The sequence below is a fragment of the Salegentibacter haimaensis genome, from assembly GCF_054121495.1.
This window is the reverse complement of the sequence record NZ_JBSYGH010000001.1, coordinates 222,194-238,867: the sequence shown is the minus strand read 5'-3', so window position 1 is coordinate 238,867 and position 16,674 is coordinate 222,194. Positions and strand designations below refer to the sequence as shown.

The window sequence follows — 16,674 nt, the reverse complement described above, 5'->3', positions numbered from 1 at the left end:
GAAAAAGTATTTTCCAGATTATTTTTTTTATCTACTTTTAAACTTGTTTTAGCGGCTTATTTTAAAAAAGATTTTATTTTGGCAGCCTAACCAAATTACACCACACAATGACCAAGGATTTAAACGAATTCTTAATAAATGAAGAAAAAATTGCCGAAAGCAGCAATGTAGAACGCAAAAAATTTCTTCAAAAATTAAAAATAGTTAAACATCTATTTCTTAATGGCGATACTTCCAATGCCGAGATTTGCAGCAGGTTTAATGTAAGTCTTCCCACTTCTATGTCTTTACTAAACCAGCTAATAGAAGACGGAATAGTGAGTAAAAACGGGCGCGGCAAGTCGGAAGGTGGTCGCAAACCCGATCTTTACGGCCTGCAGGAGCATTCATTTTTTGTGCTGAGCATTCATATTGAACGCTTCAGGATAAAATTGGCCATAATCGATAATAATCATACTATTATAAAGGAGGAGGTGATGCAAAGTTCCATCTCCCCCGATTCCAATATAGTAGACACCCTTTATGACTGGTCTGTAAAACTCATCAAAAACGCCGATTTGGATGTCGAGCAAATTTTGGGAGTTGGCATTAGTATGCCCGGGCTGGTTTCGGCTGAAGCCGGAAAAAACTTTACTTATTATCTCACCGAGCAGGAACCCGAATCTCTAAAAGAGAAATTTCAGAAGAAATTCAAAAAACCCGTAGTGATTCTTAACGATGCCAAAAGTGCCTGCCTGGCCGAGTTCCGTTTCGGATTGGCCCGCAGAAAGAGCAATGTATTGGTAATCTCTATGGACTGGGGTATTGGCCTTGGTATCATAATGGGCGGTAGAATGCACTCGGGGGAGTCGGGTTTTGCAGGTGAGTTTGGTCATATCCCTTTTGCTGAAGAGGGTTTATTATGCCACTGCGGAAAACGCGGTTGCCTGGAAACCGAGGCTTCAGGATTGGCTTTGGTGAGAAAAGCCAAAGAAGGACTTAAAGCCGGACAAACCTCCATTCTCAACAATTTATTGAATGATGAACTCGAGAAACTTGAACCCGAGGTAATCATCGAAGCCGCCAATAAAGGCGACCAGTTCGCGATAAATGTATTGTCTGATATAGGAATGAAACTCGGTAAGGGAATAGCGATTCTAATCCAGATTTTCAACCCCGAGCTCATTATCCTGGAAGGAAAAATTGCCGATGCCAAACAATTTATTACAACCCCCATACAACAGGCGATGAACACCTATTGTATGATGCAGCTTAAAGAACGCACCAATATTGAACTTTCACAGCTAGGCTCTAATTCCAGCCTGTATGGAGGTACTATTGCGGTGATGGACGAAATATTTAAAGACCAGGTAAGTTTGGTAAAATCATACATAAGTTAAATAACAAGATTACAGAACAATTTTCACCTATGGCCCGATTAAATCTCTTGGAAGAAACCCGTTTTGAAAAACTTCCGGTAAGCGTTTACCCTAACGAGGATATTGCCTCCAAAAAGGTAGCCGCCCGCATTGCCAAAATCATCAGGAAAAAACAGGAAAGCGCAGAATACGCCGTGCTTGGCCTGGCTACGGGTGCAACGCCCGTTGGAGTATATGAAGAGTTGGTAAGGCTTCACAAAGAAGAGGGCCTGAGCTTTAAAAATGTGATCACCTTTAACCTGGATGAGTATTACCCCATGCAGCCCGAAGCCAAACAAAGCTACGTACGCTTTATGGATGAAAATTTATTCGAGCATATAGACATTCAACGCGAAAATATTCATATTCCAGACGGAACTCTCGAAAAGGAAGAAATCGCCGAATACTGTCTTCAGTATGAAAATAAGATTGAAGAAGTTGGCGGGTTAGACTTGCAGGTACTGGGAATTGGACGAACCGGGCATATTGGATTTAACGAGCCGGGATCAGCTCCTAACTCGGGTACCAGGCTGGTAACCCTGGATGATCTTACAAGACGCGATGCTTCCCGTGATTTTGGTGGAAAAGAAAACGTGCCCACCAAGGCGATCACGATGGGAATCGGGACTATTTTTAAAGCCCGGGAAATCGTGCTTATGGCCTGGAGCCGTAAAAAAGCCCCGATCATCAAAAAGGCCGTAGAAGGTGAAATTTCAGGAAATGTTCCCGCTACTTATTTACAGCTTTCAGATAATGTTGAGTTTATCCTCGATGAAGATGCCGCTTCTGAATTGACCAGGTTCGACACGCCCTGGCTGGTAAAAGACTGCGTTTGGGATAAACAACTTATTAAAAAAGCGGTGATCTGGCTTTCTTCTGAAGTAAATAAACCCATTCTGAAACTCACCGACGAAGATTACAATAACCACGGAATGGCGCAGCTGGCAACCGATTTCGGCCCGGCTTATAATATCAATATCGATGTGTTCAATCAATTGCAACACAGCATCACCGGCTGGCCGGGTGGAAAGCCTAATGCCGATGATTCCCAGCGGCCCGAAAGAAAAGATCCGCCGCAAAAACGATCGCTTATCTTCTCTCCACATCCCGATGATGATGTGATTTCTATGGGAGGAACTTTTATTCGACTGGTAGACCAGGGGCATGATGTGCATGTAGCTTATCAAACCTCGGGAAATACCGCGGTTTGGGATACCGATGTGTTGCGGTATGTTGAATTTGCCATAGATTTTAACCGAAGCCAGGGTGAAGACACCAGGGAGCTGGAAGAAACCTATGAAAAAATGCGCAACTTCTTCGAGGAGAAACAACCTAACGATATAGACCTGCCCGAAATTCAGAATGTAAAAGGATTTATTCGGAAATCGGAAGCTATTGCCGGAGCGCGATATGCAGGCCTGGAAGACGAAAATATTCATTTTATGGCCCTGCCATTTTATGAAACCGGGAAAAAGGTGAAAAATCCGGTGACCGAGAAAGATGTGGAATTGACCATGCAATTGCTGCAGCAAATAAAACCTCACCAGGTCTTTGCCGCAGGTGATTTTGCCGACCCCCACGGGACGCATATCGTATGTTTCAGAATTATACTTGAAGCCCTTACCCGCCTTCGGGAAACCGCAGAATGGACCAAAGACTGCTGGCTTTGGATGTATCGTGGCGCCTGGCAGGAATTCCAGATCCACGAAATAGAAATGGCCGTACCGCTTTCGCCGCAAGAGGTGAAGCGCAAAAGAAAAGCGATTTTTCAGCATCAATCTCAAAAAGACAGGCCTGTTTTCCCCGGCGATGACGAAAGAGAATTCTGGGTTCGCGCCGAAGAACGCAACCGGGAAACCGCTGAAGCCTATGATAAACTTGGTTTAGCGAATTATGAGGCTATGGAAGCCTTTGTTCGTTGGAAATTCTAATTTTTAAGCAATTGCGATGAAAAAAGCTGCTGCCTTTTTAAATATTCTCATTCTTATGTTGGTTTTGGCAAGCTGTGCCTCCAATCCATATTCCAAAACCAATAGAGAACATAAAAAACAGGCAAAGGCCTATGCAAAGCAATTAAGCAAGTTCCCTCTCCCGGAAAAGCATAATGAATCCGCACTCAAATATGGCGAGTACCGGGTGGGAACTACTAATTTTAATCTGCGCAAACCCAACTACGTGGTAATTCACCACACCGCGCAGGATTCGGTAGCGCAAACTTTAAGAACCTTTACCCTGCCCAGAACCAATGTGAGTTCACATTATGTGATTGGGCGCGATGGGGAGGTGTATCATATGCTCAACGATTATTTCAGGGCCTGGCACGGCGGAATTGGCCAGTGGGGGAATAATACCGATCTCAACTCCTCTTCTATAGGAATTGAACTCGACAACAATGGTTTCGAGGAATTCTCTGAAGCTCAAATCGCCAGTTTGATCGGGGTATTAAAAATTCTGAAGGAAGATTATAAAATCCCCGCAAAAAATTTCATCGGGCATTCAGACATTGCTCCCAGCCGAAAGGTAGATCCTAATAAAACTTTTCCGTGGGAAAGACTGGCTGAAGAAGGCTTTGGACTGTGGTATGATGAAGCTGAAGTGAATGAACTAAAAATGGAATGGGAAATTTTCCCGCCAAACCGACTAAAACATTTCCCGGCTCAAGGCCTGGCGCAAAGAATACCTTTGCTGGATGTGCTGGTTTTCCCTGAAATGATTCCGAATAATTTCAATATAAACCTTGCTCTTAAAACCATAGGATTTGATATTTCCAATCCTGAAGCGGCCAGGAAGGCCTTTAAGCTGCATTTTATTCAGGAGAATACAGATTTGCCCTTAACTCAAAATGAGATAAAAATACTTTACCATTTACAACAAAAATACCTCTAACTGCGGCTCTATGTTCAGAATCGGTTTTATTGTTTTTTTTTCGTTCTTTCTAAGTTTTGCTGCTGCACAATCACAAGTTTCCGAAAGTGAATTAGCTTGGTTATCCCGCGCAGACTGGAATGCAAAACCTCCCAAAGGCGAAATGAATTTACATAAGCCGCAGTTTTTTACCATACACCACACAGGAATGCCTCAAAAACCTAATTTGAGCACCGAAGCCAAATTACAGGCCCTGCAAAAATTTTCCCAGAATGATTCCCCTATGGCCGATGGCAGCATTAAAAAAGCCTGGCCAGATGTGCCCTACCATTTTTATATCGCGAGCAGTGGAGAAATAGCCGAAGGTCGGGATATCAATTTTCAGGGCGACTCCAATACCGACTACGATCTGGAAGGCCACGTTTTAATCGTGCTGGAAGGCGATTTTAATAAAGAAATGGTGCTGCCTGAGCAATGGCAGAGTTTACAACAATTGATATCGTTTCTCTCTTCAGAATATAATATTCCCAGAAACACGATTAGCGGTCATAAAGACCAGGCAGAAACCAGTTGCCCGGGTGATGATTTGTATTCGAAACTACCTTTGCTAAGAGCAAAAAACTAGAATTTAAAACCATAGCTTATGAATTTTCCTAAAATCTATTTTTTCATTTTAGGCCTTTTTGGCGTTCTCTCATTTCAGGCCCAGGAAATAGAAATGGACTGGCAGCCCCGGGAAGATCTCAATATCAATTTGCCCAAATCGGTTCAAGTTTTCGGCGCCTGGGGAAAATTGCCCGATGGGAAGCCAATTAGAGCGATGTATGCCGAAATCGATCTTAGAGATGAAAATCTCAAGCTGCGCTCTATTGGCAGCAACAGCATACGGGAAACCACCAAAGAAACCTACGAGAAATCCCAGGGGATTTTAGCTATAAACGGAGGCTATTTTGCGGCAACTTCATCGGTAAGCCTTATCGTTGAAGATGGCGAGACCATCGCTCCGGGGCCTTCAGAAGAGATTACCAGAGGTGCTTTTGGAATGCATCGCGGCCAGCCGCAAATCGTTTGGGCAAATTCAGGAATAGAAGAGGGAGTACCCTATAAATTTGAGTTTCCGGATATAAATTCGGCTTCGGAAAAATGGGAGGTAAGTCAGGCGGTTGGCGGAGGCCCGGTTTTAGTAAAAAACGGAAAACTTCGTGTAAGCAGCAAGGAAGAGGCGTTTGGAGGCAGTCATTTAATACGTCATCCCAGAACGGCGATTGGCTATAAAGATAATAACACCCTGCTTATGATGCTGGTAGACGGTAGGCAGGATGCCAGCGCCGGCGTGACCCTTCCTGAACTGGGCCGGTTAATGCTCCAGATTGGCGCCAAAGAAGCCCTGAATCTTGATGGTGGCGGCTCTTCGGCTATGGTAGCGGCCGATGAGGTGGTAAATATCCCGGCCGATATTACCGGAGGAAACCGTAACAGCCTTAGAAAAAATGCGGGGGCATTGGTGCTAAGTCAAATTCAACCGGATTCTGAAAAGCAGGTGATTATTTTGGATACCGATTCTAAAAATTATGCCGAAACCGGCATCTGGAAAAGCAGCAATCAGGTTAATTTTTACGGAGAAAGCCCGGCCAGAACGGCCAGCTCAAACTCGATAAACAAGGCAGTCTACAGCTTTGAGGGAATCGAGCGAAAGCAATATCAGTTAGGGATTTGGTTTCCGGTGCATCCTGAAGAAATTACAGCAAAAGTAAATTACATTCTTCATAAAAACGGGAAAAGTGATACCATTGCTCTCAACCAGCAGAATTTCAGCAATCTTGGAAAATGGAATGTGCTAGGAAATTTTGAAATAGGTCCTAAAGACCAATTGGAAATCATGAGTGCTGCTGAAGGAAAATTTCTTGTAGATGCCATAAGACTGGTTGAAACCCGGGAACAGCCTGTACTTCCGAAGAGAGGAGATGTAAGAATAGCAGTGATTTCAGACTTAAATTCAGGTCTTGGCGCAGCCAATTATGAATGGCAGGTAGATAGTATCATTAATCGCTTGCCGCGTTTCTGGCAACCCGATTTGGTGATTTGCGGAGGCGATATGGTTGCCGGGATGGGAATTTCTGATGTGGAACGACTGGCGAAAATGTGGGACGGATTTAATGAACATATTGCAGCGCCCTTGAAAAATGCCGGGATTCCTTTTGCCTTTACCCTGGGAAACCACGATGGGCCCCGCTCCTACCCTGTAGAGCACGATTTCGCGAGAAAATTCTGGAGAGAAAATAGGAATAAACCCGGTTTGGAATTTGTAGATGACAGTCAGTTTCCAAATTATTATTCCTTCTTGCAAAATGAGATTTTTATCGTTTCCTGGGAGGCTTCCTCGCCGGTGATTACAGATGAAAATCTAAAATGGCTGGAAGAGCAGTTTTCTACTCCTGCAGCAAAAAATGCAAAATACAGGTTCGTGATGGGCCATATGCCGCTTTACAGCGTGGCCCAGGAACGGGATTCTAAAGGCAATGTTCTGGAAGATCCTAAAAAGCTACAGGCTTTACTTGAAAAGTACCGGGTGCATACCTACATAAGCGGGCACCAACACGCCTATTATCCCGGCCGTAAAGGAAAACTGGAACTTTTAAACACCGGGGCTGCCGGCTCGGGGGCCAGAAGTTGGCTGGATATTGATAAGGCACCGGTGAACAGCATCACGATAATGGATATTTTTAAGGAAAGTGATAGCATAGTTTACAGCACCTACGATATTAAAAAAGAAAAAGCATCAGAAATGCCGCTGTTGGACCAAACCCGTTTGCCGACAGCGATGTTCGGGGTAAATGGCTATATGCTTCGCCGGGATATTAATTCGGCTGAAAAATTCAGCGGATTCTTTAGCGGCTTGAATTCTTCTGAAAATAAGAGCAAAGGTTTGGGACATTTAAGAGCCAGGATTGAAAAAGAGGAATTGATGCTGGAAATCGATTATTTCAATTTTCCCGGCCAGCCTGAACGGCTAGTGCTTTATCGGGGTAGAAATGGAGAAAGCGGGCTGGAAATCACAAAAATCAGCATTCAGAAAAAAGACCTTAAAAACTCAAAATTCAGAACCCAGGTTAGGCTTAGCGAAGAACTGCGGGATTTACTGGCTGCGGGAGCGGTTTACGCTAGTTTGGAAGGCCCAAACAATGTTTTACGCACCCAAATCTATTCAGAAGGAAATAAGCCCCCTAAGACGCCTGAAATCAATTCGCATAAATCTCAAAACACTTATGGCGTGAGAAATATTGAAGCTTTAATGGAATTTGAATGGACAAAAGCTGAAGACCCCGAAGGAGATTTTGTGACTTATGTGTACCAGGTGGCAAAAGATGCAGCATTTCAGGAGCTGGTATTGACCAAAAAAACCGGGCGAAAGCAAAATCTGAAAATGACCGAAGCCGAATGGTATTCTAAAATGCCAGAAAGCGAGATCGGCGAAAAACAGGCCTTTTTTCATCGTGTTCTTGCCAATGATGGTAAACACTTTAGCGCTTCTGAGGTAAAAAGACTTCAGTTGGTAAAATCTGATGAGGAGTTGGATGATTTGGTGGAAGTCCCCGCTCCGGCTTATAAATTTTCAGGCAAAATAGCAGAAGGGGCTGGCTATGGCGCAGAATGGGATAAAGAAGGAAAGATTTGGCTGGCCGATTACAACCGCGGACTTATTATCAAAACTTCCGAAGGAGAAGATGCATCATTTTCGCCATTAACTACGGTGGAAATCGATGGGGAAACCTACAAACTCAATCCCGTAAACGGAATTGGAGTAGATAATGACGGAAATATTCTGGCGGGAATTAACCGAAGATTGATCAAAATCGATGCAAATACCGGAAAGGGAATTGCTGTTTGGGAAGCCCCTGATGGCGCCCGCGCCATCACCGCTCCCCGGGCTTCCGAAAATGGAGAAATCTATGCGATGTCATTGTTTGCCGAAGATCCAAATTATGTTTTGCAGCAAAATGGAAGTGGTTTTGAACTCCTTCGCCAGTTGAAACTCGAAGGCCGAAACCTTTCCAGGACTTTCGATATGAGCCCTGATGGGAAGAAATTATATTTCCCCGATCCAGGTAGCCCCCGAATCCAGGTGTATAGCAGCGAAGACGGGATTAACTATATCAAAGAAAAAGATATTAGCAGTATCAATGCCGGAAGCAGTGCAATCCAGGTAGTTGGAAATTCCCTGTATGCAGCAGTGCGTTCAAGCGGGGTCTCCCCTTCCAGCTTTCATTTTCGCGACGAAATCGCCAAACAAATGTGGACTCTGGAACTTCCAGAAGTCAATGGAGCAGAACCACGGGGGATTGGAGTCTCGCCTAATGGAGACAGCTTAATTTTTTGCAGCTGGGACCAGGGCGGTGGCTATTATATGTTTAAGAAAGAAGACAAATAATTAATTTCCAATGTCACCCTAGCGCAGTCGGGAGGAATTGTCACCTCGAGCGCAGTCGAGAGGTTGGTAGATCCCTGTAGCTCTTTTTTTCATAAATTTCAGCTCTTAAGTTTACTGAAATTCAGTAAATTACTTATTGCAATAATCTAAAATTTAAACCATTCATTTTATGAAAGCTAGTTTTGGAAGAGAAAATTGGGAAGAAAAATTAAGGGAAATGGCTGAAAATAATGATGATGCCCTGCTTATAGATGATGTTTTTGAGGATGAAAGCTTTGAGGAATGGAATTAATAATGTTTCACAAACTGAAAGTCTAATAAAATTCCTTTTAAATAAACTGTACTCGTATTTATTGTTCTGATCTTGATATTTTATTAGGGTTCTGTCTCGTATCAAATATATCAGTGATAAAGATTTTTCGATTTTCTATCCTATAAATTATTTTATAGTTTTTGCTTAATATGTATCGATAAATAACCGGGAAACCTTTTAAATAAGGTTCGATTACTCCCATTTCGGGATTTTTAATTAAATGCTTTACAGCAGTAAAAATATCCGTTTGGATTTTAATTGAAACTGATGGACCAGCTACTTTATTATGATAATCTATAATCTCCTTTAGGTTTTGAATAGCGAAATCAGTCCAAAAAATTTCCATTAACGCATTACATATTAAATTTCCTCTCTACATCCTCCTGTGAAATAACTCTACCGGCTTCTATATCCTTCTCAGATTTTTGAGTTCTTTTAATTAATTCTTCCTTAGAAAATTTCCTGAATTCCTCTGCATCAAATTCGTTATATAGAATGGATTCGATCTCCTTTACCACGTTTTCATCATTAAGATGAATGAGGTAGTCAATAATTTTTAATTTTCGGCTCTTTAAATCCATAACTGGTTTATTTACAGTAAATATACGACCTGTAGGATGAAATTAAGTATTTTCCAAAATTAATCATCCTCCATAATTAAAAGATTAAGGAGGATGATTTAAAATAATATTTCTAACCACTTACATTTTCACCTCTTCGGTTTCAGGAAGGCTAAACAGGTCTGAATTTTTAAGATAAATAAGGCCTTGATCTTCCTTGTTAAAAACCCTTTTAGTGCGTAAATATCGGTTGTAATTGTATTCATCGAAATCTTCGGCTTCCCGGTCAAAGTTGCTTATGTGCACCTCGCCCATCGAATGAATGAATTTATTATCGCCAATCCACATCCCCACGTGAATCACCCTTTCTGAAGTAGAATCGGTGGCGGGTCTTCCGAAGAAAAGCAAATCGCCTTTTTCAAGATTTTCGAAGTTCTTTTCGGTATCCACCTCTTCCCCGGTATGAATTTGCTGCGAAGCATCGCGGGGCAAAACCATTCCGTTTAAAAAGAAAACCGTTTTGGTAAAGCCGCTGCAATCCACTCCCTTGGTAGAAGTTCCCCCCCAGAGGTAGGGCGCACCCATCAATTCCTTTCCGGTGGCGATTAAATCTTCTTCAGTAGGCTCCAGGTTCCCCAGCCATTCTTCATAAGGCTGCGAATAAGCTGTTTCTACGAAGGCTTTTTTGCCGCTGGGGTATTTTACTTCATAATAATTGCCCTGTCGCCCTACAAGCTCTAAAACGTTCCCGGCAACCAGGTCTGATACCCGTTGAGAGTTCCGGTTTGGCTCCTGATACGAAAATCCCGAGGTTTCCAGGAAAATCAATTTTTCAGTTGCTTTCCAGGTGTTAAGTTCGTCTTCGGTCATATTCTGGAGTCCGCCGTAATCTACCCAGCCCAGGTAGCCCTCTGGGGTTTGCACATAATACCAGCCGTCTTTCTTTTTATAAACCTTTAGCGGCATTCCTAAAGTGGCCTGAGTCACCAGCTGTGCAGAGTGTTTGGGTTCATCGCGTATATTAGCTACGGAAATCTTTACCACTCCCCTCACCTTGTTTTCCAAAGTTTCTGAATCTGGCAAAACTTTAATGCTGTCCCGGAATTTGATATTTTCAGCTTCAAGCTCCTGCTGAAGCTTTTGAACGGCTTCAGGATCGTTCGATTCTCCTCTTAGCACATAGGTTTCGCCCTGCTTTTCGGCCCGCACGTCGAATAAGGCTACCCGGCCATCGGGGGCGTATTCTTTCTTCACCTCAGCAATTTGAGTCTCTAACGGATTTTCCTCCTCTCGTTCCTGATTTTCCTCACAGGCTGCGAAAAGAAAGAAAAGCATTATAAATGGCAGGTAAGTTTGTTTTAGCAATTTCATTTTCTAATCAATTTATTTTGTGTTAGACCTACATAGTTTGGGTTTAGACCTACAAGGTTTTGAAAACCTTGCAGGTTTTGTTTAACTCACTATTTCAAGACCTTTATAGTTTAATGTTCTGATCGCCTTTTCATAAATATTGCAGGTCGAATCTTAAGTGGCTTTCTGAAGACCTTGCAGGTCTTTTAATTACTTCTCATAAAGCTCCACCCCGGTGCCGTTTCTTTCGGGGAAATGCACTTTTTCATCATATACCTTTACCCCATCGGCGATATCATTTTTAATCAATAAACCACCGTCCATATCTACATAATCCAACAGCGGCAATAACTGTGCAATAGCCGAAATTCCCACGGCAGATTCGGTCATACAGCCTACCATCACCTTAAGGCCGAGGCTTCGGCCTTCGAGAATCATTCGCTTCCCGGGGGTGAGGCCGCCGCATTTGGTGAGTTTAATATTAATTCCGTCGAAATATCCCGCACATTTTTGCACGTCACTCTCCAGAATACAACTCTCGTCGGCTATTAGCGGAAGAACGCTTTCTTTTTTCAGCAATTTCATTCCCTCCCAGTCATTGGCCTTTAAAGGTTGTTCGAGAAATTCAACATTTAGATCTTTTAGGGCTTTGGCATTTTCAATCGCCTGCTCTGCCGTCCAGGCCGCATTGGCGTCCAGGCGAAAAACTGCCTTGGTATGCTTTCTTAACTCACGAACTATAGCCACATCATCTTCAGTACCCAATTTGATCTTATACAGAGGCCAGGGAAATTCTTTGATCTTCTGCACCATTTTTTCGACCGAATCAATCCCTATGGTATAATTGGTAAGCGGAATATTCTCCAGGCTTAAACCCCACATTTCGTACAGTGGTTTGCCGTTTCGTTTGCCGTGTAGGTCGTGCATCGCCAGATCAAGAGCGCATTGCGCAAAAGGATTTTCCTTTAAATGCGGATTGGTGATTTCCCAAAGTTCTTCAGGAGTTGTGTCGATATTTTCTGAAATAACCGGAGCTATAGCTTCGATCGCTTTTTGCATTCCCTGGGTAGTTACTCCATAATACGAAGTAGCCGCAGCTTCCCCGTAGCCTGTAAAACCTTTATCGCTTAAAGCAACGATAAGGGTAGGCTGAAAATCCCGGGACCCGTGACTTATGGTAAAGGTGTTTTTTAGTTCGAGATTGTAAGTATAGAATTTAAGCTGCATCATCTTCAAATTTAATCAATAGCCTAAAGATAACCCGGTCTTCTTAGATATAAAATACGAAGCCCGGCCATAGTTATCGCGGCATTTACCAGCAGAATTTCAAATCCGAATTTATAGCCATCGAACCAGGCTTCCGAATTAAAATCGAGAATCACCGAAATGATCGGCGATAAAATGCACACTAATGGCACCCACTTATCTTTCACCGGATTTTTTGTGATCAGGCCATAGGCAAACAGCCCGAGCAGAGGTCCATAAGTGAAGCCGGCAACTTTAAAAACCGCGCTCACCACACTGCTGTCGTTGACCGCATTAAAGGCGACGATCACCAAAAACATTAACACGGTGAAACCAATGTGCACCAGCAATCTCGTTTTTTTCTGATCTTTTTCTTTTTTCTGAATATCGAGTATATCCACACAAAATGAAGTGGTTAGCGCAGTTAATGCTGAATCGGCGCTGGAAAAAGCTGCAGCCACGATCCCGAGCAAAAACACGATCCCGGCGAGAATTCCGAAGTGATTAAGCGCCAATAACGGGTATAGATCGTCGCTTCTTTCAGGAACTGCAATTCCCTGGTCGGCGGCGTATTTGTACAAAAGTACGCCCAGGGCCAGAAAAAGCAGGGTGGAAAGGAAAAATACGATAGAAAACCAGAAAATATTTTTTTTAGCCTCTCCCTGGTTCTTACAGGTAAGATTCTTCTGCATCACATTCTGGTCCAGGCCATTCATTGCAATGGTGATAAACATCCCGGCCAGGAAACTCTTATAAAAAGCCGTATTCGAACGCCAGTCCCAATCGAAAATATTTGATAATTCGCTTTCAGCAATTACAGAAAATACCTGAGTTGTGTTTAGTTCCATATGGTCTACGATCATATAAATACTTATGAGTACCGCCAGGAGCAAAAAGGTGGTTTGCAAAGTATCGGTCCATACGATGGTTTTAATTCCGCCACGGAAAGTATATACCCAAATAAGGGAAATCGTGATAAGCACCGTTACCCAAAAAGGGATGCCGAAAGCATCAAAAAACGCGATTTGCAATACCAGGGCGGCCAGAAAAAGCCTGAAGGAAGCTCCAATAGTTTGCGAGATCAAAAAGAAGGAAGCCCCGGCATAATAGGAGTTTTGCCCAAAGCGGTCTTTAAGGTATTCATAAATTGAGATCAACCTTAGTTTATAAAACAGCGGAATAAGCACCAGGGCAATCACGGCATAACCCAGCATATTTCCCATCACAAACTGCAAATAGGTCCAGGCGGTATTTCCCACTTCTCCCGGCACCGAAATAAAGGTAACACCCGAGAGCGAGGCACCCACCATCCCGTAAGCCACCAAAAACCAGGGTGACTGTCGGTTAGCCGTGAAAAAGGTATTATTATCGGCCTGCCGGGACGTAAATTGGCTTATGGCCATCAATAAAATAAAATACGCGGCAATTACGCCAAAAACCAGTAGGGGGGTCATAGGCTATTAATTTATTTGTATTTCAAAAAATTCACTTTGATTGCCGCTGCGGTCTACTGCAGTAATGCCGACTTTTTGGAGTTTTCGCTTCTTATCTCCCACTTCTTTTTGCAGGTATTGCTGGCGCGCATTAGCGGATAGAATTTTATAATCCCAGGTTCCGGTTTCGTATTTAAAATATACCACCCAGCGAAAGACGTCTTCAAAATCTGAATGATCCCAGGAAATATTCACTCTGTCATTCTCAATTTTAGCTGAAACCACCGGTTTGGCAGGCGGTTCATTATCGAGCCAGGGACTTGGCGGCACAAGAGATTTTTTGCGGTACGGCCCTTCTTTGATCGCTTCAGAAAGTTCTTTGTGTTTTAAAAGTGGCCCAATACTCCAGTGCACAGCACCTTTGCTTTGCGGAAGCATTCCCCGGGTGATCATTATTTGATTGATCACTTCGGTGATATTTTTTTCGTCACCGCCTAAGCCTACATTCATTCCCGGCCACAGGTGTCTTTGCAAGGTATTTTCGCTTTGCCACCAGCCTAACAATTCAGGGAAACTTTGCCCGGGCTGGGCAATTTTCCAGTACAATTGAGGGGTGTAATAATCTATCCAGCCCTCGTTAAGCCAAAGTTTGGCATCGGCATAGAGTTTATCATATTGATCGTAACCTGTAACCGACTGTGGATAACCAGGTCTCCAGATTCCGAAAGGGCTAAGGCCGAATTTGACTTCGGGTTTTTCGGCTTTGATCTCTTCGTAAATACGCTTGATAAAGGTATTTACCGCATCACGTCTCCAGTCTCCCCGGGACATTTCGCCGCCGGCAGCCTGGTAAGCTCTCCAGCTGTTATCGTCGGGGAAATCTTTGCCGTTGTTATAGGAATCGTATGGATAGAAATAATCGTCGAAATGAATTCCGTCCAGGTCATATCGTTTCACCAGGTCCATCACCACGGCGGCAGAGCGATCCTGGGTGCCTTTCTGGGCGGGGTCCATCCACCACATTCCGTTTTCGAGTTTCACTACGAGTTCGGGATTGGTTTTTATTACTGAATTTTCACTGATTTCTTTCCCGGCGGTATGATGGGCGCGGTAAGGATTAAGCCATACGTGCAATTCGAGGCCGCGTTTATGTGCCTCTTCAATCCAATATTGAAGCGGGTCGTAAAAGGGCTCTGGCGCTTTGCCCTGCTTTCCGGTAAGATAATAAGACCAGGGTTCGAGCTCGCTTTGGTATAACGCATCGGCCTGCGGACGCACCTGGAAAATAACCGCATTAAAATTGTGTTTTTCGAGATAATCGAGCAGCTCGAGGGCTTCTTTTTGTTGCTGAGCTGTAGAAAGTCCCGGTTTGCTGGGCCAGTTGATATTGGCTACGGTAGCTACCCAGGCTGCGCGAAATTCTTCAATATTTAAAGGTGTTTTTGCGTTCCAGGGAGTAATGCCGGCGATTTGTTCCTTTTCTTCTACCACCGGAGGTTCAGGAGGCGCGGGAATCGTATCGGTTTTGGCTACCTCTGGCGCAGGCATTTCGGGCGCGGGTTGGGTGGATTTGCAGGAGCTAAAGAGAAAACTGGCGAATCCAAGAATTATGATTAGTTGTTTCATGCGGAACTCTTAATGAGGATTTTGTTGTAGCTAAAAATAATTAGAAAATAATTTAAATATGAAAATGGGCCTACCTCGATTCTAGAAGTAGGCCCATTAATTTCAATTATCCTAAAAATCCTATATTTCTGGATCTGCGGGAGTATTTGGATTACTATTCCGTTCTCTTTCAGGATAGGGATAAAAATTTCTATTACGTTCTTCATCATAATTTCCGGCGCTTAAACTCGGCTCGGGACGATTAAAACGTCTGCTATCTTCCAAACTTAATCCTGTTAAAAACAGCTCTGCTCTTCTATTTTTATATATTTCCCTAAAAAGGTCGCTGATTTCATTACTGCCAGTATATGGAGCCAGATTTGCGTTGATGCCAAGAGGATCATTAGTATCGGTTCTTACGCGATCTAAAGCATTAATTGCAGTTGCGATGTCGGGATCACTTTTCCTCAGATTTGCTTCGGCTATGATTAAATTCATTTCATCTGGAATATAAAGAGGAATTGGCTCTGTATTCTCATCAAAAAATCCTGCTAGATCTTCAATAGGTAGACCATTTTGATTAGTTTCCTCTAATGGAATTAGATAAAAATCAAACCGTCCATCTTCTTCACTAAAATCAAACTCTTGTGGAAGGCCAAAATTATCTCTTGGTTTGAAATTAGGAGTATTATTTAAATAAACCCTAGACCATATAGGGTTAAGATTTATTGCGTCATAGTAAAACAAAGAAACTGAACTTTGATCTACACTATTTGCAGCAGTAATCGCTTTTTCATAATTTCCTGCGAACAAGCTATATCTGGCAATCATGGCCTGAATAGAATTAGAAAGATCAATATTTCCTACAGTAATTTCATTGGTGAATTCATCTGACACAGGATTCGCATTTATTAAAGATAAGGCTTCCTCTAATTGGGATATGGCAAATTCATAACCTTCCTGTCTACTCACAAATTCGGCATTGTTATTTTGTTCAGTTTCTACAATCACTTGCTCGAAATTTTGAGCTAAATTACCTATTGTCATCGCCTTAAAAAGTTTGGCGAATGCTAAAAGACCACTTTGAGTGCCTGGGGCGAGTTCCAATGCCGGAATATTATTCTGCAGTTCTTCGGAAATTTTCATTATCCTTAGATTCGTACTCCAAAGTCCATTTATATTAGCATTAAAATTTGGCAAGACACTTCCGCCATCCTCTAGTTCAATCATGTTTTGAAAGGTAGTTGTGATTGCAGCTTCTCTTGTAGTTATTGCCGGAGTTTCTATATTCCAACGCAATGCACTGGTTGAATATAATTGTTGCATTCCAATTGAAGCAGCCAAAATTCCTTCTCTAGAAGAGTAGGTTTGTTCATCTGTAGCTTGATTTGGATTACTAAAATCTGTTTCACATGATCCATTGAGTAAAGAAAGAAAGCAAATAAAACCTAATTTTAAATATCTATATTTTTTCATT

General features: G+C 42.8%; 13 protein-coding genes. 6 read left to right on the top strand and 7 right to left on the bottom strand.

What is annotated here, in order from left to right:
- Positions 1–107 precede the first annotated feature (107 nt).
- From ACW6QP_RS01155 to ACW6QP_RS01130, 6 genes are all read left to right on the top strand, one after another.
- Complete coding sequence (locus ACW6QP_RS01155; protein WP_457908996.1) at positions 108–1,379, top strand: ROK family transcriptional regulator; 1,272 nt, start codon at positions 108–110, stop codon at positions 1,377–1,379.
- 8 nt (positions 1,380–1,387) lie between these two features.
- Complete coding sequence (gene nagB, locus ACW6QP_RS01150; RefSeq protein ID WP_457909413.1) at positions 1,388–3,328, top strand: glucosamine-6-phosphate deaminase; 1,941 nt, start codon at positions 1,388–1,390, stop codon at positions 3,326–3,328.
- Between the two features lie 16 nt (positions 3,329–3,344).
- Entirely contained in the window at positions 3,345–4,283 is a 939-nt protein-coding gene (locus ACW6QP_RS01145) for an N-acetylmuramoyl-L-alanine amidase (RefSeq protein ID WP_457908995.1), read from the top strand.
- 142 nt (positions 4,284–4,425) lie between these two features.
- Complete coding sequence (locus ACW6QP_RS01140; protein WP_457908994.1) at positions 4,426–4,887, top strand: peptidoglycan recognition protein family protein; 462 nt, start codon at positions 4,426–4,428, stop codon at positions 4,885–4,887.
- An 18-nt stretch (positions 4,888–4,905) separates the two neighbouring features.
- The gene (locus tag ACW6QP_RS01135; RefSeq protein WP_457908993.1) at positions 4,906–8,691 is read left to right on the top strand and encodes a phosphodiester glycosidase family protein; all 3,786 of its coding nucleotides are present in this window, start codon (positions 4,906–4,908) and stop codon (positions 8,689–8,691) included.
- A gap of 169 nt (positions 8,692–8,860) precedes the next feature.
- Positions 8,861–8,983 carry a hypothetical protein gene (locus tag ACW6QP_RS01130; RefSeq protein WP_457908992.1) on the top strand — a complete coding sequence of 41 codons (123 nt, stop codon included), beginning with the start codon at positions 8,861–8,863 and terminating at the stop codon, positions 8,981–8,983.
- 58 nt (positions 8,984–9,041) lie between these two features.
- Here ACW6QP_RS01130 and ACW6QP_RS01125 read toward each other — a convergent pair whose 3' ends face one another.
- From ACW6QP_RS01125 to ACW6QP_RS01095, 7 genes are all read right to left on the bottom strand, one after another.
- A complete protein-coding gene (locus tag ACW6QP_RS01125) occupies positions 9,042–9,350 on the bottom strand; it encodes a type II toxin-antitoxin system RelE/ParE family toxin (RefSeq protein WP_457908991.1) in 309 nt (102 codons plus the stop codon).
- Positions 9,351–9,357: 7 nt separating this feature from the next.
- Complete coding sequence (locus tag ACW6QP_RS01120) at positions 9,358–9,585, bottom strand: hypothetical protein (RefSeq protein WP_457908990.1); 228 nt, start codon at positions 9,583–9,585, stop codon at positions 9,358–9,360.
- A gap of 120 nt (positions 9,586–9,705) precedes the next feature.
- Positions 9,706–10,935 (bottom strand): C40 family peptidase, encoded by a 1,230-nt coding sequence (locus ACW6QP_RS01115; RefSeq protein ID WP_457908989.1) that lies wholly within the window; start codon positions 10,933–10,935, stop codon positions 9,706–9,708.
- A gap of 189 nt (positions 10,936–11,124) precedes the next feature.
- The gene (locus ACW6QP_RS01110; RefSeq protein WP_457909412.1) at positions 11,125–12,141 is read right to left on the bottom strand and encodes a dipeptide epimerase; all 1,017 of its coding nucleotides are present in this window, start codon (positions 12,139–12,141) and stop codon (positions 11,125–11,127) included.
- Between the two features lie 23 nt (positions 12,142–12,164).
- Positions 12,165–13,613: a sodium:solute symporter gene (locus ACW6QP_RS01105; RefSeq protein WP_457908988.1), complete on the bottom strand. Its 1,449-nt coding sequence runs from the start codon at positions 13,611–13,613 to the stop codon at positions 12,165–12,167.
- A gap of 6 nt (positions 13,614–13,619) precedes the next feature.
- Positions 13,620–15,218, bottom strand: a complete 1,599-nt coding sequence (locus tag ACW6QP_RS01100) for a family 10 glycosylhydrolase (protein ID WP_457908987.1) — start codon at positions 15,216–15,218, stop codon at positions 13,620–13,622.
- Positions 15,219–15,338: 120 nt separating this feature from the next.
- Entirely contained in the window at positions 15,339–16,673 is a 1,335-nt protein-coding gene (locus ACW6QP_RS01095) for a hypothetical protein (RefSeq protein WP_457908986.1), read from the bottom strand.
- Between the last annotated feature and the right edge of the window lies 1 nt (position 16,674).